Genomic DNA, 16,140 nt, shown 5'->3' with positions numbered 1-16,140 from the left:
TCCGTGGATGTAAATAGTCCTCGTAGACACAGATGTCTACAGCTCGCTCTACATAGACCCCGCCGTTGCCCAGAAGCGCGGCCTTCCGGTTGAGGTGTGGCGCACCCAACTCTCCGGTGTACACGTACTCATTTCCTTTCAGACAAGGGCTGAGGTGATCGCGGGGACACAGATTGGCAATTGGGGCGAGCGACGAGTGTCTGATGCAAGAGACAAGCTTGACCTGACCCCCACGATCCCCGCCGACAAGGAGGTCATCGAGTCGTACGCCGCGCTAACCGCAGCCTGTCGAAGCGATGGTCATGCATTACACGACAAGGTCCACACGGCAGATCGCTGGGTCGCAGCCTGCGCTATTGCTAAGCGACTTCCGCTACTCAGCGGGGATGGCATCTACCACGATGCACCGCAACTTCAGCTCCTAAGAGACTGAAACCAGCGTCGAATCTGAGTCCACCGTCCAGTGGGGCTGGGCCTAGTTTGTCGGCGCACCTGGCTCCTCCAGACCCACGCGGACTCCGTCGGCGACCCGTCGCGCATCGGCCAGGACGAGACGGGCGCGCCATTTGGTGAAGCGCAGCATTGCGAATCCGCCCGCTCGGACGTGTGTGCGTTCAGCCGATTCATCCGACTAGTTGTCGTAATCGGGAAGAGAAAGACGGTCATGTCACACACAGCTGCCAGAATCCGTCAGATGGATGTGACCGCCGTGAATGGAGAACGCATGGAGTTCCGCGCGATCGTCGAGCCACCGGAACCGATGAAGGGGCTCGAAGTCCCGACCGGTCTCGTGGAGGATCTCGGTGCCGGAAGTCGTCCGCGGGTCATCGTGACGATCAACTCGCATACCTGGCACACGCGGATCGCCTATCTACGCGGCCGACATCTGATCGGCGTCAGCCACGCCCATCGTGCCGCAGCCGGAGTCGAGATCGGTGACGAGGTGCTGGTGACCGTCGACCTTGATCTCGAACCCCCAACCGTCACCGAGCCTGCCGAATTGACCGCCGCGTTGGACGCATCACCGTCCGTGCGGCAGGCCTTCGATCGACTCACAATCAGCCAGCGTCGTCAACACATCCGCGTGCTCGAACAAGCGAAGAAGCCCGAAACCCGGACACGGCGAATCGAGAAGCTGATCTCGCAGTTAACCGGCTGATCCGTTGGCGTGGGCCGATCGTCAAGCCGGTTCGAGCGACCGCTTTGCCTTCTCCAGCGCCGCCAACGTGCGCAGCACGACATCACGTTTCGCGGTCAGGTCGGCCACCTTCGCCTTCCGGCTGAGCCCCGAATCCTGCTCCGCGACCGCGAGGCGTTCGTCGATGTCGGCGAGCTGCGCCAGCAGTCCCTCGGCACGGCTCATGAGTTCGGCGTGGTCTGGGCGGGAGACCGTCGGACGACTGGTCGTTCCGGACATGACCATCTCGGCCTTGGTGGTGCCCGCCCCGCCCGCCTTGCCGGCAGTGGGGGTGGAGCCCGCCTTGGTCGCACGGTGCCCGGACCGCGACGCCCGGCGAGGCGGAGTGTGCGTCCGGGTCCGGGTCAGCTCTGCGTACGCCTCGCGGGCGGCGACCCGGTGGTCGCGCTCCTCGTCGTCCTCGGATTCCACGGACCCGCCGATGGGTCGCAGGCCATAGAACCGGACGAACTCGCGGGCCTCGGCGATGGCGTGTTCCAACGTGCGGCAGCGCCCGCATCGCGACTCACCACCGAGGTTCGCGATGTCGTCGGTGGACGAGCACCACACGCAGTCGGGGGCGGTGGCATGGGTCACAGAGGCAGTGGCAGCGGGCGAGATCACGAGTGAACAGACTACGACACAACGGCTTTCATCTCATAACGGGCTTCTCGATTTCATCCGGTTTCGCCTCACCACGAGGCCATATCCGCCAATCGGGGGACACCACGATCCCCCGGACGATCAGCCGGTGGGTGGACGGTGGACTTCCTCGCTGACCGGCAAAGTCATGGGTGTCAGAACAGCAACCGCCCAGCCCCGACCGGGACCGGACGACAACTTCCAGGAGACACATCATGACGATGTCGAAGAACGTCAAGATCCGTACCGCCGCCGCTCTGGCCGGCCTGGGCATCGCGGCAGGACTCGCCGTCGGCGGCAGCGGACTCGCCAATGCGGGCACCTTGCCGGTCACCCACCCCGGGGAGCCGACCGTGGCCATGACTCTCACCAACCACACCAACCACACCGAGTGGCTGGCCTCGGCCACCCCCGGCACCGGGCACTGGGTGCAGGCGCCGTCCCGGACGCTGGCGCCCGGCGCGTCGGAGACGGTCGTGAGTGCCGCGCCGACAACCCCCTACGAGACTGATTTCGTCACCTACCGGATCGGTGCGTTCGGCCCGACGGCCACCTACAACGTCGAGAACGTGCGCGGTGACGTGAACACCGCCATGACCGGTACGGCGGGCGGCGGGCACTACTTCATCAACGCCCCGCACATCGCCAGCGGGTATCCGAACGTCAACGTCAGCTACGACCTGTGGTGACGTCCGCGTCGCCCGGCCAACTCGGCGGCGCGATCGGCACGGTCGTCGTCGCGGCACCAACCGCATCCAGCGCGGCGGTGGTGGCGGCGTCGAGTTCGATGCCGCCGACCGCCAGGTTGGTCTCGAGGTGCGCGATGTCGCCGGTGCCGGGAATGAGGAGCGTGTTGTCGGCGTGTCCGAGGAGCCAGGCGAGGCCGATCTGCGCGGGGCTCACCCCAGCAGCCTTCGACGCGGCGATCACCTCGGGAGCCTCGGTCACCTTTGGGATGCCGGGGAACGCAGATCCCAGAGGAAAGTAAGGAACCCACGAAACTTGTTCGGCTGCACACAATTCGAGCGCGTTCTCGAATCGTCGGTCGAGCAGGCTGTAGGGATTCTGCACACAGGCGATACCTGCCGGCAGGGCACGCCGGATCGTGTCGACCGTCACCGCGCTGATGCCGATGGCGCCGATCTTGCCCTCGTCGCGCAATGCGATCATCTCGGCGAGTTGGTCGTCGACGTCGACGATCTGATCGCCGTGAGCGGCGAGGCCGGGCCCGATCTCGAGGCGGCGGAGATTGACCAGGGCGATCGAGTCACGGCCGAGGGCGCGGAGGTTGTCCTCGACCGCGGTGCGCAATTCGGCGGGCTGCTGGGCAGGCCGCATCGGAAACGGCCCATCGGGGTCGGGTGCGGCGCCGACCTTGGAGGCGATGAATACGTCGCTGTCGGCGGGGATCGCCTGCCGAATGAGGTCGTTGACGAAGCCGTTGCCGTAGAACTGGGCGGTGTCGATGTGATCGACACCGAGTTCGAGGGCGCGTCGCAGGACCGCCACGCCCACGGCCGGATCGTCGTGGTGACGCTCGAGTTGCATTGCGCCATAGCCGATTCGTGCGACGGACCGCCCGGCAAGGGGTCCGGTCCCGCCCGGACGAGCATTGGTCGTGGTGGATCGATCGCTCATCGTGGACTCCTGTCCTTGTAGCATTCGAAGAGAAGCGGAGGAAGCTCCGGTTCGCTACCCACCGTACACCTAAGCGGAGGAGCCTCCACTTTGTCGACGCCCTCGTCACCCCGACCTAGGGCAGATGCCCACCGCAATCGGGAGAAGTTGCTGGTCGCCGCGCGCGACGCGTTCGCTGCCGGCGAGGGCGACGTGACGCTGGACGCGCTCGCCCGGCGCGCCGGTGTCGGGATCGGCACGCTCTACCGCAACTTCCCGACCCGGCAGACGCTCGTCGAGGCCGTCTATCGATCCGAACTCGACGACGTCGTCGCGAGTGCGGAGGCATTGCTCGAGAGCCGGCCGGCGGATGTGGCGCTGCGCCAGTGGATCGACCGGTATGCGACGTTCGTCGCGACGAAACAGGGTATGGCGGAGGCGTTTCAGCAGGCGGTGGCCTCTGGTTCCATCGCGGCGAGTGACACGCGCGGTCGCATCCGCGCCACGCTCGCACGATTTCTGGTGGCGGGCGCCGAGTCCGGCACCCTGCGCGCAGACGTCGATCCGGACGTCGCGACGATGGCGCTGCTCGGGGCGTTTCTCGGTACCACAGCGGCGACCGATCGCTCCCAGCGCGACCGGGTCCTCGACCTGCTGGTCGACGGACTCCGGCCCCGCTGAACCCAGCGCTCTGGATTTACTTGCGCCAGAACAGATGATGGATCACGCCGCTCGGGCTGGGGATCACATCGCAGTGGTAGCGGTCGAACAGTTCCTCGGGTGATTCCCACAGCCGTTCGCCGGAGCCGAGCGTCACGTGCGGTGACATCGCGATGTGCAGGGTGTCGATGAGACCGGCGTCGAGGAACTCGCGGATGACCGTGACGCCGCCGCCGAGCCGGACATCCTTGCCGTCCGCGGCGTCCTTCGCCTTGTCCAGGACAATGGCGGGTTCGTCGTCGACGAAGTGAAAGGTGGTGTCGGACAGAGTGAACGATGGCCGCAGGTGATGGGTCATCACGAAAACCGGGGTGTGGAACGGCGGTTCATCTCCCCACCAACCGAGCCATTCGTGATCGGCCCATTCACCGCGCTGATACCCGAACTTGTTGCGGCCCATGATCTCCGCGCCGATGTTGTAATGGAAATCGCGGACCAGGTGATCGTCGAGACCCATGCTGCCGCCCGGGTCGGTGCGGTTGGGCCAGCTGGCGGTTGCGCCGGCCCAGGCGGCCAACTCGGCGGGATTGGCGTGACCGAACGGACGCTCCTGGCTCTGCCCTTCGCCGGTGCCGAACCCGTCGCCCGACAGGAAGAAATTCTGCACCTTCAGCAACTGACTCATCCGACTCTCCTACGCTCGCACCGATGTTCTACCGATGGTGAGACCATAGGCGAGTGCCGGATTCATCGGCGTCAGGTCGGTACCTTGTCGAGAAAGCCACGCACGTCGCGGATGCGATCGTTGTCGTCGGCCACCACCACGTCGAATCCGACGACAACCGGTGTCTCACCGGACGGGCCGAGGCCCCACTGGAAGCGGGCTTGCTGATGGTGGGTGTCGACGTCGCCGACCTGGCTGAACACCCACCCCGGGAATTGAGCGTGCACGGCTTCGATGGTCGCGCCCACCGCGTCGCGGCCGGCGACGTCGGCGAGTGGGTCGACGTAGGCGCAGTTCTCCGACCAATGCGTGGCCAGCAGTTCGGCGCGCGCCGAATCATCGGTGGCGTTCCAGGTGTCGAGGTATCGAGTCACGATCTCGTTCATGGTGTTCCCTTCTCGGTTGCGGTTGCACCACGAACACTCCCCTGTCCGCCTGCACGCGTCGATTACCTGTGAGGTCATGGTCACCATGACCTCGGATGCCTACGCTGGCGAGCATGTCCTCCACTGCGACGCCCTCGGTCGGCAGCGAACTGCGGCGCTGGCGCAAGACGCGGTCGCTGAGCCAACTCGCCCTGGCCACCCGCGCGGAGGTGAGCACACGGCACGTCAGCTTCGTGGAGAACGGGCGGTCGCGGCCCACATCGGAGATGATCGTCCGTCTCGCCGAGGTGATGCAACTGCCTTTGGCCGAGCAGAACCGGTTGCTGCTGGCCGGCGGTTTTGCCCCGCGTTACCCCCATCGCGGCACCGACGACGCGGCCCTCGCCCCGGTCATGGCCGGATTGCGCGCCCTGCTCGATGCGCACGCGCCGTACCCGGCGCTGCTGCTGGACGATCAGTGGGATGTCGTCGACGCCAACGAGCCGGTCGACATGCTGCTCGCCGACTGCGATCCCGCCCTGCTCGACCCGCCGCTCAACGTCATCCGCCTGTGCCTGGACCCACGCGGACTAGCGCCGCGTATCCGAAATCTGCCGACGTGGCGGGCCCATCTCCTTCACCAACTCGCCCAACGTATCTCGCACACGGGTGGCGATCCGGTACTCGTCGCGCTACAGGCGGAGATGCTCGGTCATGCCACCGACGACGCGCCTCCTCCCCGACCGCTCGTCGATCCCGTTGTGCCGCTGGAGATCGAGGTCGGTGGGCACGTACTGCGGATGTTCAGCGTGGCGAGTCGGATCGAGAGCGCGGCCGATGTGACGCTGAGCGGACTACACCTCGAGACGTTCGTACCCGCCGACCATCAGACGCGGGAGCTGCTCACGGGGTGAGCATGCGGTCCGCTCCGGCGGTGCGGCCGCAAGAATTACGCGCGCAGTTCTTCCCCCTGCTTTGCGAAGACCCTACGGTTGCAACCGAGGGATGAACAAGTTTGCGGGGGAAGAACTTACGGGCGGACGGCGGCGAGCACCGCCTCGATGCGCCGTGTGCGGGTCTCCTCTTTCTTGGCGTCCGCGACCGAACGCGCGAACTCCTTGCGGCGGGTGTAGGACAACTTCTCGAAGGCGGCCTGCGCACCGGGTTCAGCGGCGAGCGCCTCCGCAAGTGCCGGTGGAATCTCGACCTCGCGCGGCGCGTCGTCGAGGGCGATCTCGATTTCGATGGTGTCACCTGCGGCCACCCCGAGGGTGGTGCGCGCCGCCTTGCTGAAGCCGATCAGATTCTCCCCGCCCATCCGCGCGATCCGACCCTGGACGCGAATCCCGTTGACGGTAACCGCGACCGGCAGCGTCTTACCTGCGCCGAAGGAGGCGACCTGTTCATCGGTGAGGATCACCGCCGCAGCCGGCCCGCGAGGCTCCAATACCGTTGTCAACCGCAGTGTTTCAGCCATCTGTCAGAATCCCTCTTTCATCTGGACTATGCGCATGCGGTTGCCGAAGGGGTCGCGGATGCCGAAGTCGGTGCCGTAGTCGCGTTCGACGGGGTCGTCGGTGAAGTCCACACCTTTGGCACGCAACTTCTCGGCGGCGGCGAACGCGTCGTCGGTCGTCATGGAAAACCAGCCTCCGCCAGCACCTTTCGTCAGCGCATCGCGGACCTGCGCGGCGATCTCCGGGCTCAGCGACGGTGGCCCGGGGATCTCGAGCATGATCTCGCGGTCGCGTTCTCCGGGCAGGTTCACCGTCAGCCAGCGCATGAAGCCCATGTCGACGTCGGAGTGCACCTCGAAACCGAGCTTGCCGACGTAGAAGTCGAGGGCTTGCTCGTGGTCGAGGACGTAGATCTGGGAGAGTCGGATCGAGTTCAGCATGGTTCGAACCGTACTGATCGCAGCGATGGATTCCTTGTCCAAAACTGCTCTCTTCTCACGCCGGCCGCCGCAAAGACTTCACCGCGCAGGTGGGTGCGACGCCGTCCCCGGACCGCAGCCGATGACTGCTGGGCGTCTCCCCGATGATCTGCCCGAAGGTGCGGGTGAACGTGGCAAAGCTACCGAAGCCGACCGCGGTGCTGATGTCGCTGATCGACATCGTCGTCTCCCGCAACAGCGCCGAGGCCCGCTCGATCCGTCGGCGCTGCAGGTAGCGGTGCGGGGTCTCGCCGAATGTCGCCTTGAATACGCGGCTGAAGTGCGCGGGCGAGATATGGGCGACCGCGGCCAGCGCGGCGACGTCGAGCGGCTCGGCGTAGCGGCGGTCCATCGTGTCACGGGCACGCAGCATGCGCCGGTTGCGGTCCTCGGCGTAGTTCACGGGTCAATTGTGCCGTGTGGTTGTCCACAGACGCGGCAAATGTCGGCTGTGCTGTGGAGAACGCGGATCGTCGGTCGGACTCCGGCGGGGTTCGTGGTTCGTTTGGGTCATGCCTGCACAAGCATGGGCGACCCTTGTCGTCGGCGTTGTCGCGACGGTCGGCGTGATCGTGACAATTCTTCAGCGGAATCGTTCGGAGAACCGCAGCGAGTGGTGGAGACGATTTCAATGGGCGCTCGACGCAACACACAGCGACGTCCCGCAACGCCGCGACGATGGCTGGGCAGTCATCGCCGAACTCATGAGGTCCCCACTGATGACGCCCAGCGAAGAAGTGTTCATCAAGGTCGTGGCACAAGCTCGTGCCATGCACGATACTGGGGCTGGGACAGACCCAGTCGATTAGAGGTGAATCCGTTGAGTAACCCTTACAGCCGACCGGGAAGCACACTTTCCGAGCGACAAGGCGCTGCCCGAGTCCTCGTCGTCCTCGCCGAGAAGCACAATGAACCAGTGCCGGACTGGGTCACCGAACTACTTGCCCGGAAGCCGGAGGCCATGCCCCGGCGGCCCCACGACGAACGATCGACTGGTCCGGACGAGAGTCCAGGTGACCGGTACAGCCAGCCCGGAAGCACGCTTTCCGAGCGGCAGGCCGCCGCACGTGTTCTCGTCGTCCTCGCCGAAAAGCACAATGAACCCGTACCCGACTGGGTCACCGAACTCCTCGCGCGCACGCCGGAGACCGACGCTCGACGCTGATCATCAGGATCGCGAAAAGTCGACCCATCCGATTCCCATCCCCATCCGAACACTCCGTATGACCCTGAAATCCAGAAGTTCGGCCCGTGTCCGTTCACGATTGGAGCGATCGGTGGTGCTGGTCGCCTGTCTCTTCGCTGCGCTCGGCGGCACCGCTCTGACCAGCGGCGCAAAGGCTGCTGCCGCTCCGGGCTGCTCCGACGTCGCGGTCATCTTCGCCCGCGGCACCGCAGAGCCGGCGCCGCCGATCGGACTGACCGGCCAGTCGTTCGTCAACGCGGTACGAGCGCAACTGCCCGGCAAGTCGGTGTCCGCGTACGGCGTCAACTACCCGGCAAGCAGTGACTTCAACAACCGTATGCGCATCGCGGAGAGCGTGGCCGACGGCGTCACCAACGCCCAGAACCGGGCCAAGTTGATCGCGCGCACCTGCCCCAACACCAAGATCGTCCTCGGCGGGTACTCCCAGGGCGCGGCGGTCGCCGGCTACGCGACCAGCGGCAAGATCACCATCCCCGACCGCTACCGCCAGTACGAGGCCAAGGTGCCGGCGCCGCTGCCGGCGAACGTCGCCAAGAACATCGCCGCCGTGGTGCTGTTCGCCCCGCCGTCGGATCGCTGGATCAGCGACGTCGGCGCACCGCCGATCCGCGTGGGTGCCCCCTATGCACCGAAAACCGTGCGCTACTGCATCCCCGGCGACACCGTCTGCGACGGCGCACCGGTTCAGCAGCCGAACGCACTGCACGTGCTGTACACGGTCAACGGTGACACCGTGCGCGGCGCGCAGTACGTGGCATCGCGCGTCTGATCGGTGGCGCGTGTCCACCTGACGGTCGATGTCGGTGTGCCGACGTAGTGTCGGTGACATAGCCAGCGCCGGTGCGCTGGGACGTCGATCGTGATCAGGGGGTCCGCGTGACAACTCCGTACTCCACCAACCGCGTGGTCGTGGTCTTCGGTGGTCCCGACGAGGTCACCGACCCTGCGGATGTGCTGCGGCAGATCGCCGGGATCTCCGAGGTCGCCAGCACCGCCGACTTCCACGGTCAGGCGCTCGACATGTCGCGGGCGGAGGCCGCCGATGCCACGGTGTTCGCCGAACTCGGGGTGGCGGTGGTCGACGCGGACCCCGACCAGGCCGCCGCCCTGCGGGCCGTCGACGGCGGGGTGATCCTCGCCGTGGAACCCGAACGGATCTTCTATGCGATCGATGCACCGGAGTCTGCGGATTACCTTCGCGGCTACCGGGATGGGGTCGCCGACCTGTCGGCGCGACTGATCCCTGGCGAGGGAGTTCCGGGCATGCGCGAGATCTTCGACGACACCGACAGCTACACGTGGGGGCTGCAGGCGACCGGCGCGGACGGTACTTCGACGACCGGCGCCGGGGCCAAGGTCGCGGTCCTCGACACCGGCTTCGCCTTCGACCATCCCGATTTCGCCGGCCGCACCATCGTCTCCAAGTCGTTCATCGCCGGTGAAGACGCCACCGATGTCCACGGCCACGGCACGCACTGCGTGGGAACCGTTGCCGGACCTGCACATCCGGCTGACGCGCGACGCTACGGCGTGGCACCCGACGTCGAGATCCACGTCGGAAAGGTGCTCGGCAACGACGGTTCCGGCACCGACGCAGGCATCCTGGCCGGCATCAACTGGGCGATTGCGTCCGGCTGCCAGGTGGTGTCCATGTCGTTGGGCGCCGACGTCCGCACGCCGTCGGTCGCCTACGAGCGGGTCGGGTCCCGGGCGCTGTCGGCGGGCACGCTGATCGTGGCCGCGGCCGGCAACAACGCCAACCGTCCCGGTGATCCCGGTTTCGTCGGTGTGCCGGCGAACAGTCCGTCGGTGATGGCGATCGCGGCCGTCGACCACACGCTGCGTGTCGCACAGTTCTCCGCGGCAGGCACCGCCGTCGATGGCGGTCAGATCGACGTGGCCGCACCGGGTGTCGATGTGTACTCGTCGTGGGTGATGCCGCAGCGCTACAACACGATCAGCGGCACCAGCATGGCGACACCGCACGTCGCCGGCCTGGCGGCGCTGTGGCATCAGCAGACCGGCGCGGTCGGCCGCGACCTGTGGACCCAACTCATCCAGCATGCGCAGCGACTGACCGCGGCGTCGACCGATGTGGGCAGCGGATTGTGCCTGGCGCCGCCTCCTGCCAGCTAACCTGAACGCATGCACGACGTCACGCTGACCGTGGCCGACGACCACCTGGGCAAGATCACCGAGGTCGCCGCAGCGGCGCGTGCCGCAGGCATGACCGTCGATCAGGTCCTCGATCAGGTCGGCGTCATCTGCGGAACGGCGCCCGAACGATGCGCACCCGCGCTGCAGGCGCTCGACGGTGTGGACGCCGTGGAACTCGGCCAGACATTCCGGGTGCCGCCGCCGGATTCACCGGTTCAGTAGGGCACGGTCGCGCGCCAGGAAGAAGAACGGGATCGCGGTGGCGATGCCGACGCCGAAGGTCAGAACCACCGACGCAATCCACCACCGCATGATGTTGAGACGTCTGGCTTCGGTCAACGCCCACGCGTGAAATCCGATGACCACGTAGGTCAGATCGACCATCGCGAAGCGGCCCGGCGTGGTCTTGAGGATGTCACCACCGAAAAAGTCTGCGGTGGAACGCCATCCATTCTTGCGGACGTAGGGGATGGCAATCGCGTTCTGGGTGACGAACGCGGCGAGGAAGATCGCGAGCAGGGAGCGTTGGCGCCATTGCGTGGGAATCTCGGGTGGAGTCATGTTCGTCAGTATTCCTCACTGGCCGGCTCCGGCGGCTGACAGGCGTGACTCACCGACGGCTGCACATGCGGTCGGGGACCCGCCCCGGACCGAATCGTCGCGAAAGCGATCAATCCACCTGCTGCACAACAGATCGCCGCGATGATCATGGCTGTGGAGAATCCCGAGCCCAAGGGTTGCCCGGGTCCGGTGTCGAGGCCGGCGACGACGGGCAACACTGCAACGGCGAGCAGGCTCGCGATGCGGGCGACCGCATTGTTGACCCCCGACGCGATGCCGGAGCGGGTGGCGTCGACGGCACCGAGCGCGGCCGCGGTCAATGGTGCGACGGTGATGGTCATGCCGAGACCGAAGACGACGACCGCGGGGAGTACCGCGTCGTAGTAGCCGGTGCCGGGAACGATGCGGGCCATCAACGCCAAACCCGTTGCCGCGATGAGCGGTCCGATGGTCATCGGGAGCCTCGGTCCGGTCAGGCCGGCGAGCCTGCCCGCCAGTGGCGAACCAAACAGCATGATCACGGTGAACGGCATGGTCGCCATGCCCGCCTCGAGTGCCGAATAGCCCATGCTCTGCTGTAGTTGCAGCGCAAGCAGAAACAGCGCGCCACCGAGTCCGGCATACACCATCAGCGTGGTCAGGTTGGCGCCGGTGAATTGAGCCGATCGGAACAAGTCGAGCGGTAAGAGTGGTGCGGTAGCGCGGGTTTCGATCACCATAAACGCAATAATGGCCAGCACGCCGATCGCAGCGGCGGCGATAATGGGGGCATCCCAGCCTTGCGCCGGTCCTTCGATGAGGGCGTAGATGATCCCGGCGAGACCGACGGTGATGGCGGCGGCGCCGGCGATGTCGAGGGACCCAGCGTCGGCGAGGTCGCGAGACTCCGGGATGTGCCGCACCGCAATCCACATGGCTCCGAGGGCGAGGGGAACGCTGAGGAAGAACACCCACCGCCAGGACCCGGTGTCGACCAGCCAGCCTCCGACGAAGGGACCCAATGCCGTTGTCGCACCGGACATACCGGCCCACAGGCCGATGGCGCGACCGCGTTCCTCGGGAACGATCTCGGCGTCGATGAGCGCCAGACTGCCCGGGACCACTGCGGCCGCTCCGACACCTTGCACGATGCGGGCGGCGATCAGCCAGCCGGCGGTCGGCGCCAATGCGCAGGCGATGGTGGCGATTGCGAACAATCCGAGGCCGAGGACGAACACCCGTCGGCGGCCGTAGCGATCGCCGGCCGCGCCGCCGGCGAGGATCAGCGCGCCGAGGGTGAGCATGTAACCGTCGAGAACCCATTGCTGCCCTTGCAGTCCGGTGTCGAGGTCGCGCGAGATGGCGGGCAGCGCAACGTTGACGACGGTGCTGTCCAGGAATGCGACACCCGAACCGAGCACGCTGCCGGCGATGAGCCAGCGGCCGGCGGCCGACGAGACGGTCACTCCGGACATGTCAGGCAGCGATCAGACCGACGGCCAGTCGGCGGGTCCGGACGACCCGGCGGGGTACTCGTCGAGCGGTACCTTGTCGGCCTTCCACGCATCGAGGATCGGTGCGACGATCCGCCAGCACTGTTCGGCGGCGTCGCCGCGCACCGCGAGGGTGGCGTCGCCGTCGAGGATGCCGGCCAGCACCTCGGCGTAGGCACGTACCGACCCGGCCCCCAGGTCGGTGGTCACCTCGGCGCGGGTGAGCTCGAAAGGCTTTGTTCCGCTGTGCACATTGACGCAGATGGTCATCTGGTCGGGCGAGAAGCGCAGGTGCAGCCGGTTGGGTCGGCGATCGCCGCTGAATTGCTCGGGTAGGTGTCGCACCGGGCGGAATGTCAGGACGATCTCCTTGTCCGCGGGCTCTAGCGCCTTGCCGGACCGCAGGGTGAACGGCACGCCCTGCCACCGCGCGGTGCGTACTTCGAACGTTGCCTCGGCCAGGGTTTCGGTGTTGCGGGACGGGTCCACACCGTCCTCGTCGACGTACGACGGGAGCTGTTTGCCGTCGACCTGCCCCGCGGTGTAGCGCGCGCGTCGGGAGGAGGCGACGGGATTGTCGTCCCAGATGTGCGTGGCGCGCAGAGCAGCCGTGGTGGCGTCACGCAGGTCGCGTTCACCCAACGACGCAGGCGAATCCATGGCGATCACCGCGAGCAACTCCAACAGGTGGCTCTGCAACATGTCCTTGAACGCGCCGGAGGCGTCGTAGTAGCCGGCGCGGCCTTCGAGTCCGAGCGTTTCGTCGTAGCGGATGACGACGGATTCGATGTGGTCGGCCGACCAGATCGGCTCGAAGATCCGATTGGCGAAGCGGACGCCGAAGAGATCGAGCAAGATCGATTGCCCGAGAAAATGATCGACCCGGAACACCTGGTTCTCCGGGACGAGTCCGGTTAGCAGCTCGTTGAACGCGTGCGCGCTGGCCTCGTCGGTGCCGAAGGGTTTCTCCGGCGCCAGGATCGTGCCGTCGGGGATGTCGACGTCCTGCATCGCGGTGCAGGACGCCTGCGCCACACTCGGCGGCACCGCGAAGTAGAGCACCGCGCGCCCCTGTGCGTCGTCGAACACGGTGCGCAGCCCGTCGGCGGTGGTGACGTCGGCGGTCAGGTAGGTGGCGTCGTCGGCGACCTGGGTGGCCGACGGACCGACGTCGTCGCCGAAGCATTCGCGGACCTCGTTGCGCCACTGGTCGTCGTCGACCTCGCGTCTGCCGACCCCGACAAGTCGGACTTTGCGGTCGGCTTCCAGCGTCAGCAACTGCCCGAGTGCGGGGAGCAGAAGTCGCTTGGTGAGGTCGCCGCCGGCCCCGAAGATGAACAGTGTCGTGGTATCGGCCATATACGACGGTAACCGCATCGGCCACAATCGAGCACATGACCCGTATCGAGGATTACGCCATCGTCGGAGACTGCCGCACCGCCGCCCTGATCTCGCTGCGCGGCGGCATCGACTGGTTCTGCCTGCCGCGCTACGACTCGGCCTCGATCTTCGCTGCGCTCCTCGGCACCGAGGAGCACGGACATTGGACGTTGGCACCGAGCGATCCCGACGCCACGGTCAGCCGACGCTACGACGGCGACACGCTGATCCTCGTCACCCGCTGGGAGACCGGCACCGGGGTCGCCGAGGTCCACGAGTTCATGCCGATCGACGGTGGGCGGGTCGATCTGGTGCGGCGGGTGGTGGGAATCTCCGGGCACGTGGAGTTCACCTCCGAGTTGCGGATGCGGTTCGACTACGCGCGGGCGGTGCCGTGGGTGCGGCAGGTCGGCGACGAGAACGGGCCGGGGCTGCGGGCCATCGCGGGACCGGACGCAATCGTGGTGCGGGGCCTCGAACATCACGCCGCCGACAACGTGCACCGTGGCTACTTCACCGTGGAGCCGACCATCACCGAGAACCTGACACTCACCTGGTATCACTCCTATCGACCGGAACCGGATGTGCTCGACATCGATGCGGTGCTGACCGAGACCCGTGACTGGTGGACCACGTGGGCGAGCCGCATCGAGCATTCCGGCCCGCATCACGAGGCCGTCACCCGATCGCTGATCACGTTGCGCGCCTTGAGTAATCTCGACACCGGCGGGATCGTCGCGGCGGCCACCACGTCACTGCCGGAACAGTTCGGCGGTGGACGCAACTGGGATTATCGCTACGTCTGGCTGCGCGACGCGTCGTTGACCCTGGAAGTTCTTGTCAATCACGGTTTTCTGCACATCGCCGAGCACTGGCGGATGTGGTTGCTGCGGGCGATCGCGGGTAATTCCGACGAACTACAGATCATGTATGGCATTGCCGGAGAACGGGATCTGCCCGAACGGGAACTCGCACACCTGCCCGGCTATGAGTCGTCGACGCCGGTCCGTGTCGGCAACGGCGCGGTCGGCCAGTATCAGGCCGATGTGATCGGCGAGGTGATGGTCGGACTCGAATCGGCCCGCACCGCCGGCCTCACCGAGACGAAACTGTCGTGGTCGCTGCAGAAGTCGTTGCTCGAGCTGGTCGAGTCGACGATGGAACGGCCGGACAACGGTATCTGGGAGATGCGCGGGGAACCCCAGATGTTCACGTACTCGCGGGCGATGATCTGGGCTGCGTTCGATCGTGGTGTCCGCGCGGTGGAGGACTACCGGCTCGAAGGGTCCGCCGATCATTGGCGTGAACTGCGCGACCGGGTGCGCGATGAGATAGATACCGAAGGCGTGCACAAGGATTCGGGATATTTCACGCAGTACGCGGGCAGCGACGAGGTCGATGCCTCGTTGCTGCTGCTCCCCCAGGTCGGGTTCTGCGCCTACGACGACCCCCGCATGCTGGCGACGGTCGCCGAGATCGAACAGAAATTGATGCGTGGTGGGCTGGTCATGCGCTACCGCACCGGTTCCGGCGTCGACGGCCTGGCCGGCGGCGAGCATCCGTTCCTGGCGTGCAGTTTCTGGCTGGTCACCCAGTACGCCTACAGCGGCCGCCGCGACGACGCGCTGGCATTGATGGACCGGGCCTGCGGCACCGCCAACGACGTCGGGTTGTTCGCCGAGGAGTACAATGTCGACGACGAACGACAGGCCGGCAATGTGCCGCAAGCCTTCTCGCATCTGGCGATGGTGCAGGCGGCGGATGCGCTGGCGGCTCAGGGAGCCGACGAGGCGAGCTGATCGGCGGCCGACCGGAGATCGGCAGCCAGCGCTCGCGGCGTGATCAACCGCAAGGGCAGGACGCCCGGCGCGACCATGACGGGGACGGTCAACCACGCCCGTGCCCGCACATCGGTGGGTCCATCGTCGGTGCCGTCGAAGTCGAGGATCAGGCTGGCATCGACGAAATACCACTGCCCGATCTCCCGCCACCGTCGCGGTCGGTCGGCTTCGACGACCTCCATCCGCGGCGAGATACCGGGTACCGCAGTGACATCGGTCCAGGCCGTCCCGACATCACCACGGATCGAACCCGCCGTGCGCAGATCGTCGATGCGTCGCAGGCTCGACTGCCACCGCGGACGATTGGCCGGGTCGGCAAGATAGTCGAACGCCACGTCCGGTGGGGCGCAAACCCGCACCGTCACATCGGCAATCCGCACACGGCGGGTCTTTCCGAGCAC

22 protein-coding genes are annotated in these 16,140 nt (G+C 66.4%); 11 read left to right on the top strand and 11 right to left on the bottom strand.

The genetic code is table 11. From position 1 onward, the window contains the following. Positions 1–94: 94 nt before the first annotated feature. Both AAFP30_RS08295 and AAFP30_RS08290 read left to right on the top strand, forming a co-directional pair. On the top strand, positions 95–433 hold the full coding sequence (locus tag AAFP30_RS08295) for a PIN domain-containing protein (protein ID WP_419229402.1): 339 nt from the start codon (positions 95–97) through the stop codon (positions 431–433). 261 nt (positions 434–694) lie between these two features. Next, positions 695–1,159 (top strand): YdeI/OmpD-associated family protein, encoded by a 465-nt coding sequence (locus AAFP30_RS08290; RefSeq protein ID WP_419229401.1) that lies wholly within the window; start codon positions 695–697, stop codon positions 1,157–1,159. 21 nt (positions 1,160–1,180) lie between these two features. On the opposite strand, the gene AAFP30_RS08285 is transcribed toward AAFP30_RS08290, so the two are convergent. Then, the gene (locus AAFP30_RS08285; protein WP_419229400.1) at positions 1,181–1,774 is read right to left on the bottom strand and encodes a hypothetical protein; all 594 of its coding nucleotides are present in this window, start codon (positions 1,772–1,774) and stop codon (positions 1,181–1,183) included. Positions 1,775–2,034: 260 nt separating this feature from the next. Here AAFP30_RS08285 and AAFP30_RS08280 point away from each other — a divergent pair, with 260 nt between their 5' ends. Then, positions 2,035–2,508 carry a hypothetical protein gene (locus AAFP30_RS08280; protein WP_419229399.1) on the top strand — a complete coding sequence of 158 codons (474 nt, stop codon included), beginning with the start codon at positions 2,035–2,037 and terminating at the stop codon, positions 2,506–2,508. Here AAFP30_RS08280 and AAFP30_RS08275 read toward each other — a convergent pair. Beyond that, positions 2,489–3,457 (bottom strand): aldo/keto reductase, encoded by a 969-nt coding sequence (locus AAFP30_RS08275; RefSeq protein ID WP_419229398.1) that lies wholly within the window; start codon positions 3,455–3,457, stop codon positions 2,489–2,491. The genes AAFP30_RS08280 and AAFP30_RS08275 overlap by 20 nt on opposite strands. A 90-nt stretch (positions 3,458–3,547) precedes the next feature. Between AAFP30_RS08275 and AAFP30_RS08270 the strand changes: the two genes are divergently transcribed. Next, on the top strand, positions 3,548–4,117 hold the full coding sequence (locus AAFP30_RS08270; protein ID WP_419229397.1) for a TetR/AcrR family transcriptional regulator: 570 nt from the start codon (positions 3,548–3,550) through the stop codon (positions 4,115–4,117). Between the two features lie 16 nt (positions 4,118–4,133). On the opposite strand, the gene AAFP30_RS08265 is transcribed toward AAFP30_RS08270, so the two are convergent. Both AAFP30_RS08265 and AAFP30_RS08260 read right to left on the bottom strand, forming a co-directional pair. After that, positions 4,134–4,781 (bottom strand): dihydrofolate reductase family protein, encoded by a 648-nt coding sequence (locus AAFP30_RS08265; RefSeq protein ID WP_419229396.1) that lies wholly within the window; start codon positions 4,779–4,781, stop codon positions 4,134–4,136. A gap of 71 nt (positions 4,782–4,852) precedes the next feature. Beyond that, the gene (locus AAFP30_RS08260) at positions 4,853–5,206 is read right to left on the bottom strand and encodes a nuclear transport factor 2 family protein (RefSeq protein WP_419229395.1); all 354 of its coding nucleotides are present in this window, start codon (positions 5,204–5,206) and stop codon (positions 4,853–4,855) included. A 113-nt stretch (positions 5,207–5,319) separates the two neighbouring features. Here AAFP30_RS08260 and AAFP30_RS08255 point away from each other — a divergent pair, with 113 nt between their 5' ends. Next, complete coding sequence (locus tag AAFP30_RS08255) at positions 5,320–6,099, top strand: helix-turn-helix domain-containing protein (RefSeq protein WP_419229394.1); 780 nt, start codon at positions 5,320–5,322, stop codon at positions 6,097–6,099. A gap of 116 nt (positions 6,100–6,215) precedes the next feature. Here AAFP30_RS08255 and AAFP30_RS08250 read toward each other — a convergent pair whose 3' ends face one another. Genes AAFP30_RS08250 through AAFP30_RS08240 form a run of 3 tightly spaced genes read right to left on the bottom strand, consistent with a single transcriptional unit; the run spans position 6,216 to position 7,524 of the window. Then, positions 6,216–6,662: a YdeI/OmpD-associated family protein gene (locus AAFP30_RS08250; RefSeq protein WP_419229393.1), complete on the bottom strand. Its 447-nt coding sequence runs from the start codon at positions 6,660–6,662 to the stop codon at positions 6,216–6,218. A 3-nt stretch (positions 6,663–6,665) separates the two neighbouring features. Further along, positions 6,666–7,082 (bottom strand): VOC family protein, encoded by a 417-nt coding sequence (locus AAFP30_RS08245; protein ID WP_419229392.1) that lies wholly within the window; start codon positions 7,080–7,082, stop codon positions 6,666–6,668. 55 nt (positions 7,083–7,137) lie between these two features. Beyond that, a complete protein-coding gene (locus AAFP30_RS08240) occupies positions 7,138–7,524 on the bottom strand; it encodes a helix-turn-helix domain-containing protein (RefSeq protein ID WP_419229391.1) in 387 nt (128 codons plus the stop codon). Positions 7,525–7,633: 109 nt separating this feature from the next. Between AAFP30_RS08240 and AAFP30_RS08235 the strand changes: the two genes are divergently transcribed. The 5 genes from AAFP30_RS08235 to AAFP30_RS08215 all read left to right on the top strand — a co-directional run bounded on the left by AAFP30_RS08235 (position 7,634) and on the right by AAFP30_RS08215 (position 10,707). After that, positions 7,634–7,930 carry a hypothetical protein gene (locus AAFP30_RS08235; RefSeq protein ID WP_419229390.1) on the top strand — a complete coding sequence of 99 codons (297 nt, stop codon included), beginning with the start codon at positions 7,634–7,636 and terminating at the stop codon, positions 7,928–7,930. A 107-nt stretch (positions 7,931–8,037) separates the two neighbouring features. Then, positions 8,038–8,286 (top strand): hypothetical protein, encoded by a 249-nt coding sequence (locus AAFP30_RS08230; protein WP_419229389.1) that lies wholly within the window; start codon positions 8,038–8,040, stop codon positions 8,284–8,286. A 58-nt stretch (positions 8,287–8,344) separates the two neighbouring features. Next, positions 8,345–9,097 carry a cutinase family protein gene (locus AAFP30_RS08225; protein ID WP_419229388.1) on the top strand — a complete coding sequence of 251 codons (753 nt, stop codon included), beginning with the start codon at positions 8,345–8,347 and terminating at the stop codon, positions 9,095–9,097. A 107-nt stretch (positions 9,098–9,204) separates the two neighbouring features. Further along, on the top strand, positions 9,205–10,464 hold the full coding sequence (locus AAFP30_RS08220) for a S8 family serine peptidase (protein WP_419229387.1): 1,260 nt from the start codon (positions 9,205–9,207) through the stop codon (positions 10,462–10,464). Positions 10,465–10,473: 9 nt separating this feature from the next. Then, entirely contained in the window at positions 10,474–10,707 is a 234-nt protein-coding gene (locus AAFP30_RS08215) for a hypothetical protein (protein ID WP_419229386.1), read from the top strand. Here AAFP30_RS08215 and AAFP30_RS08210 read toward each other — a convergent pair. Genes AAFP30_RS08210 through AAFP30_RS08200 form a run of 3 tightly spaced genes read right to left on the bottom strand, consistent with a single transcriptional unit; the run spans position 10,693 to position 13,877 of the window. After that, positions 10,693–11,046, bottom strand: a complete 354-nt coding sequence (locus AAFP30_RS08210) for a DUF2834 domain-containing protein (RefSeq protein WP_419229385.1) — start codon at positions 11,044–11,046, stop codon at positions 10,693–10,695. The genes AAFP30_RS08215 and AAFP30_RS08210 overlap by 15 nt on opposite strands. A gap of 5 nt (positions 11,047–11,051) precedes the next feature. Next, positions 11,052–12,500: an MFS transporter gene (locus AAFP30_RS08205; RefSeq protein ID WP_419229384.1), complete on the bottom strand. Its 1,449-nt coding sequence runs from the start codon at positions 12,498–12,500 to the stop codon at positions 11,052–11,054. A 12-nt stretch (positions 12,501–12,512) separates the two neighbouring features. Then, positions 12,513–13,877, bottom strand: coding sequence for a glucose-6-phosphate dehydrogenase (locus AAFP30_RS08200; RefSeq protein WP_419229383.1), 1,365 nt, complete (start codon positions 13,875–13,877; stop codon positions 12,513–12,515). A 35-nt stretch (positions 13,878–13,912) separates the two neighbouring features. Here AAFP30_RS08200 and AAFP30_RS08195 point away from each other — a divergent pair, with 35 nt between their 5' ends. Continuing rightward, complete coding sequence (locus AAFP30_RS08195) at positions 13,913–15,697, top strand: glycoside hydrolase family 15 protein (RefSeq protein WP_419229382.1); 1,785 nt, start codon at positions 13,913–13,915, stop codon at positions 15,695–15,697. Here the strand turns inward: AAFP30_RS08195 and AAFP30_RS08190 are convergent. Then, positions 15,673–16,104: an SRPBCC family protein gene (locus tag AAFP30_RS08190; protein WP_419229381.1), complete on the bottom strand. Its 432-nt coding sequence runs from the start codon at positions 16,102–16,104 to the stop codon at positions 15,673–15,675. The genes AAFP30_RS08195 and AAFP30_RS08190 overlap by 25 nt on opposite strands. Positions 16,105–16,140: the final 36 nt, after the last annotated feature.

The organism is Gordonia sp. CPCC 205515 (assembly GCF_048537925.1).
GTDB lineage: Bacteria > Actinomycetota > Actinomycetes > Mycobacteriales > Mycobacteriaceae > Gordonia.
Note: the sequence above shows the minus strand (reverse complement) of the source record. Positions and strands in the feature narration are given on the sequence as shown.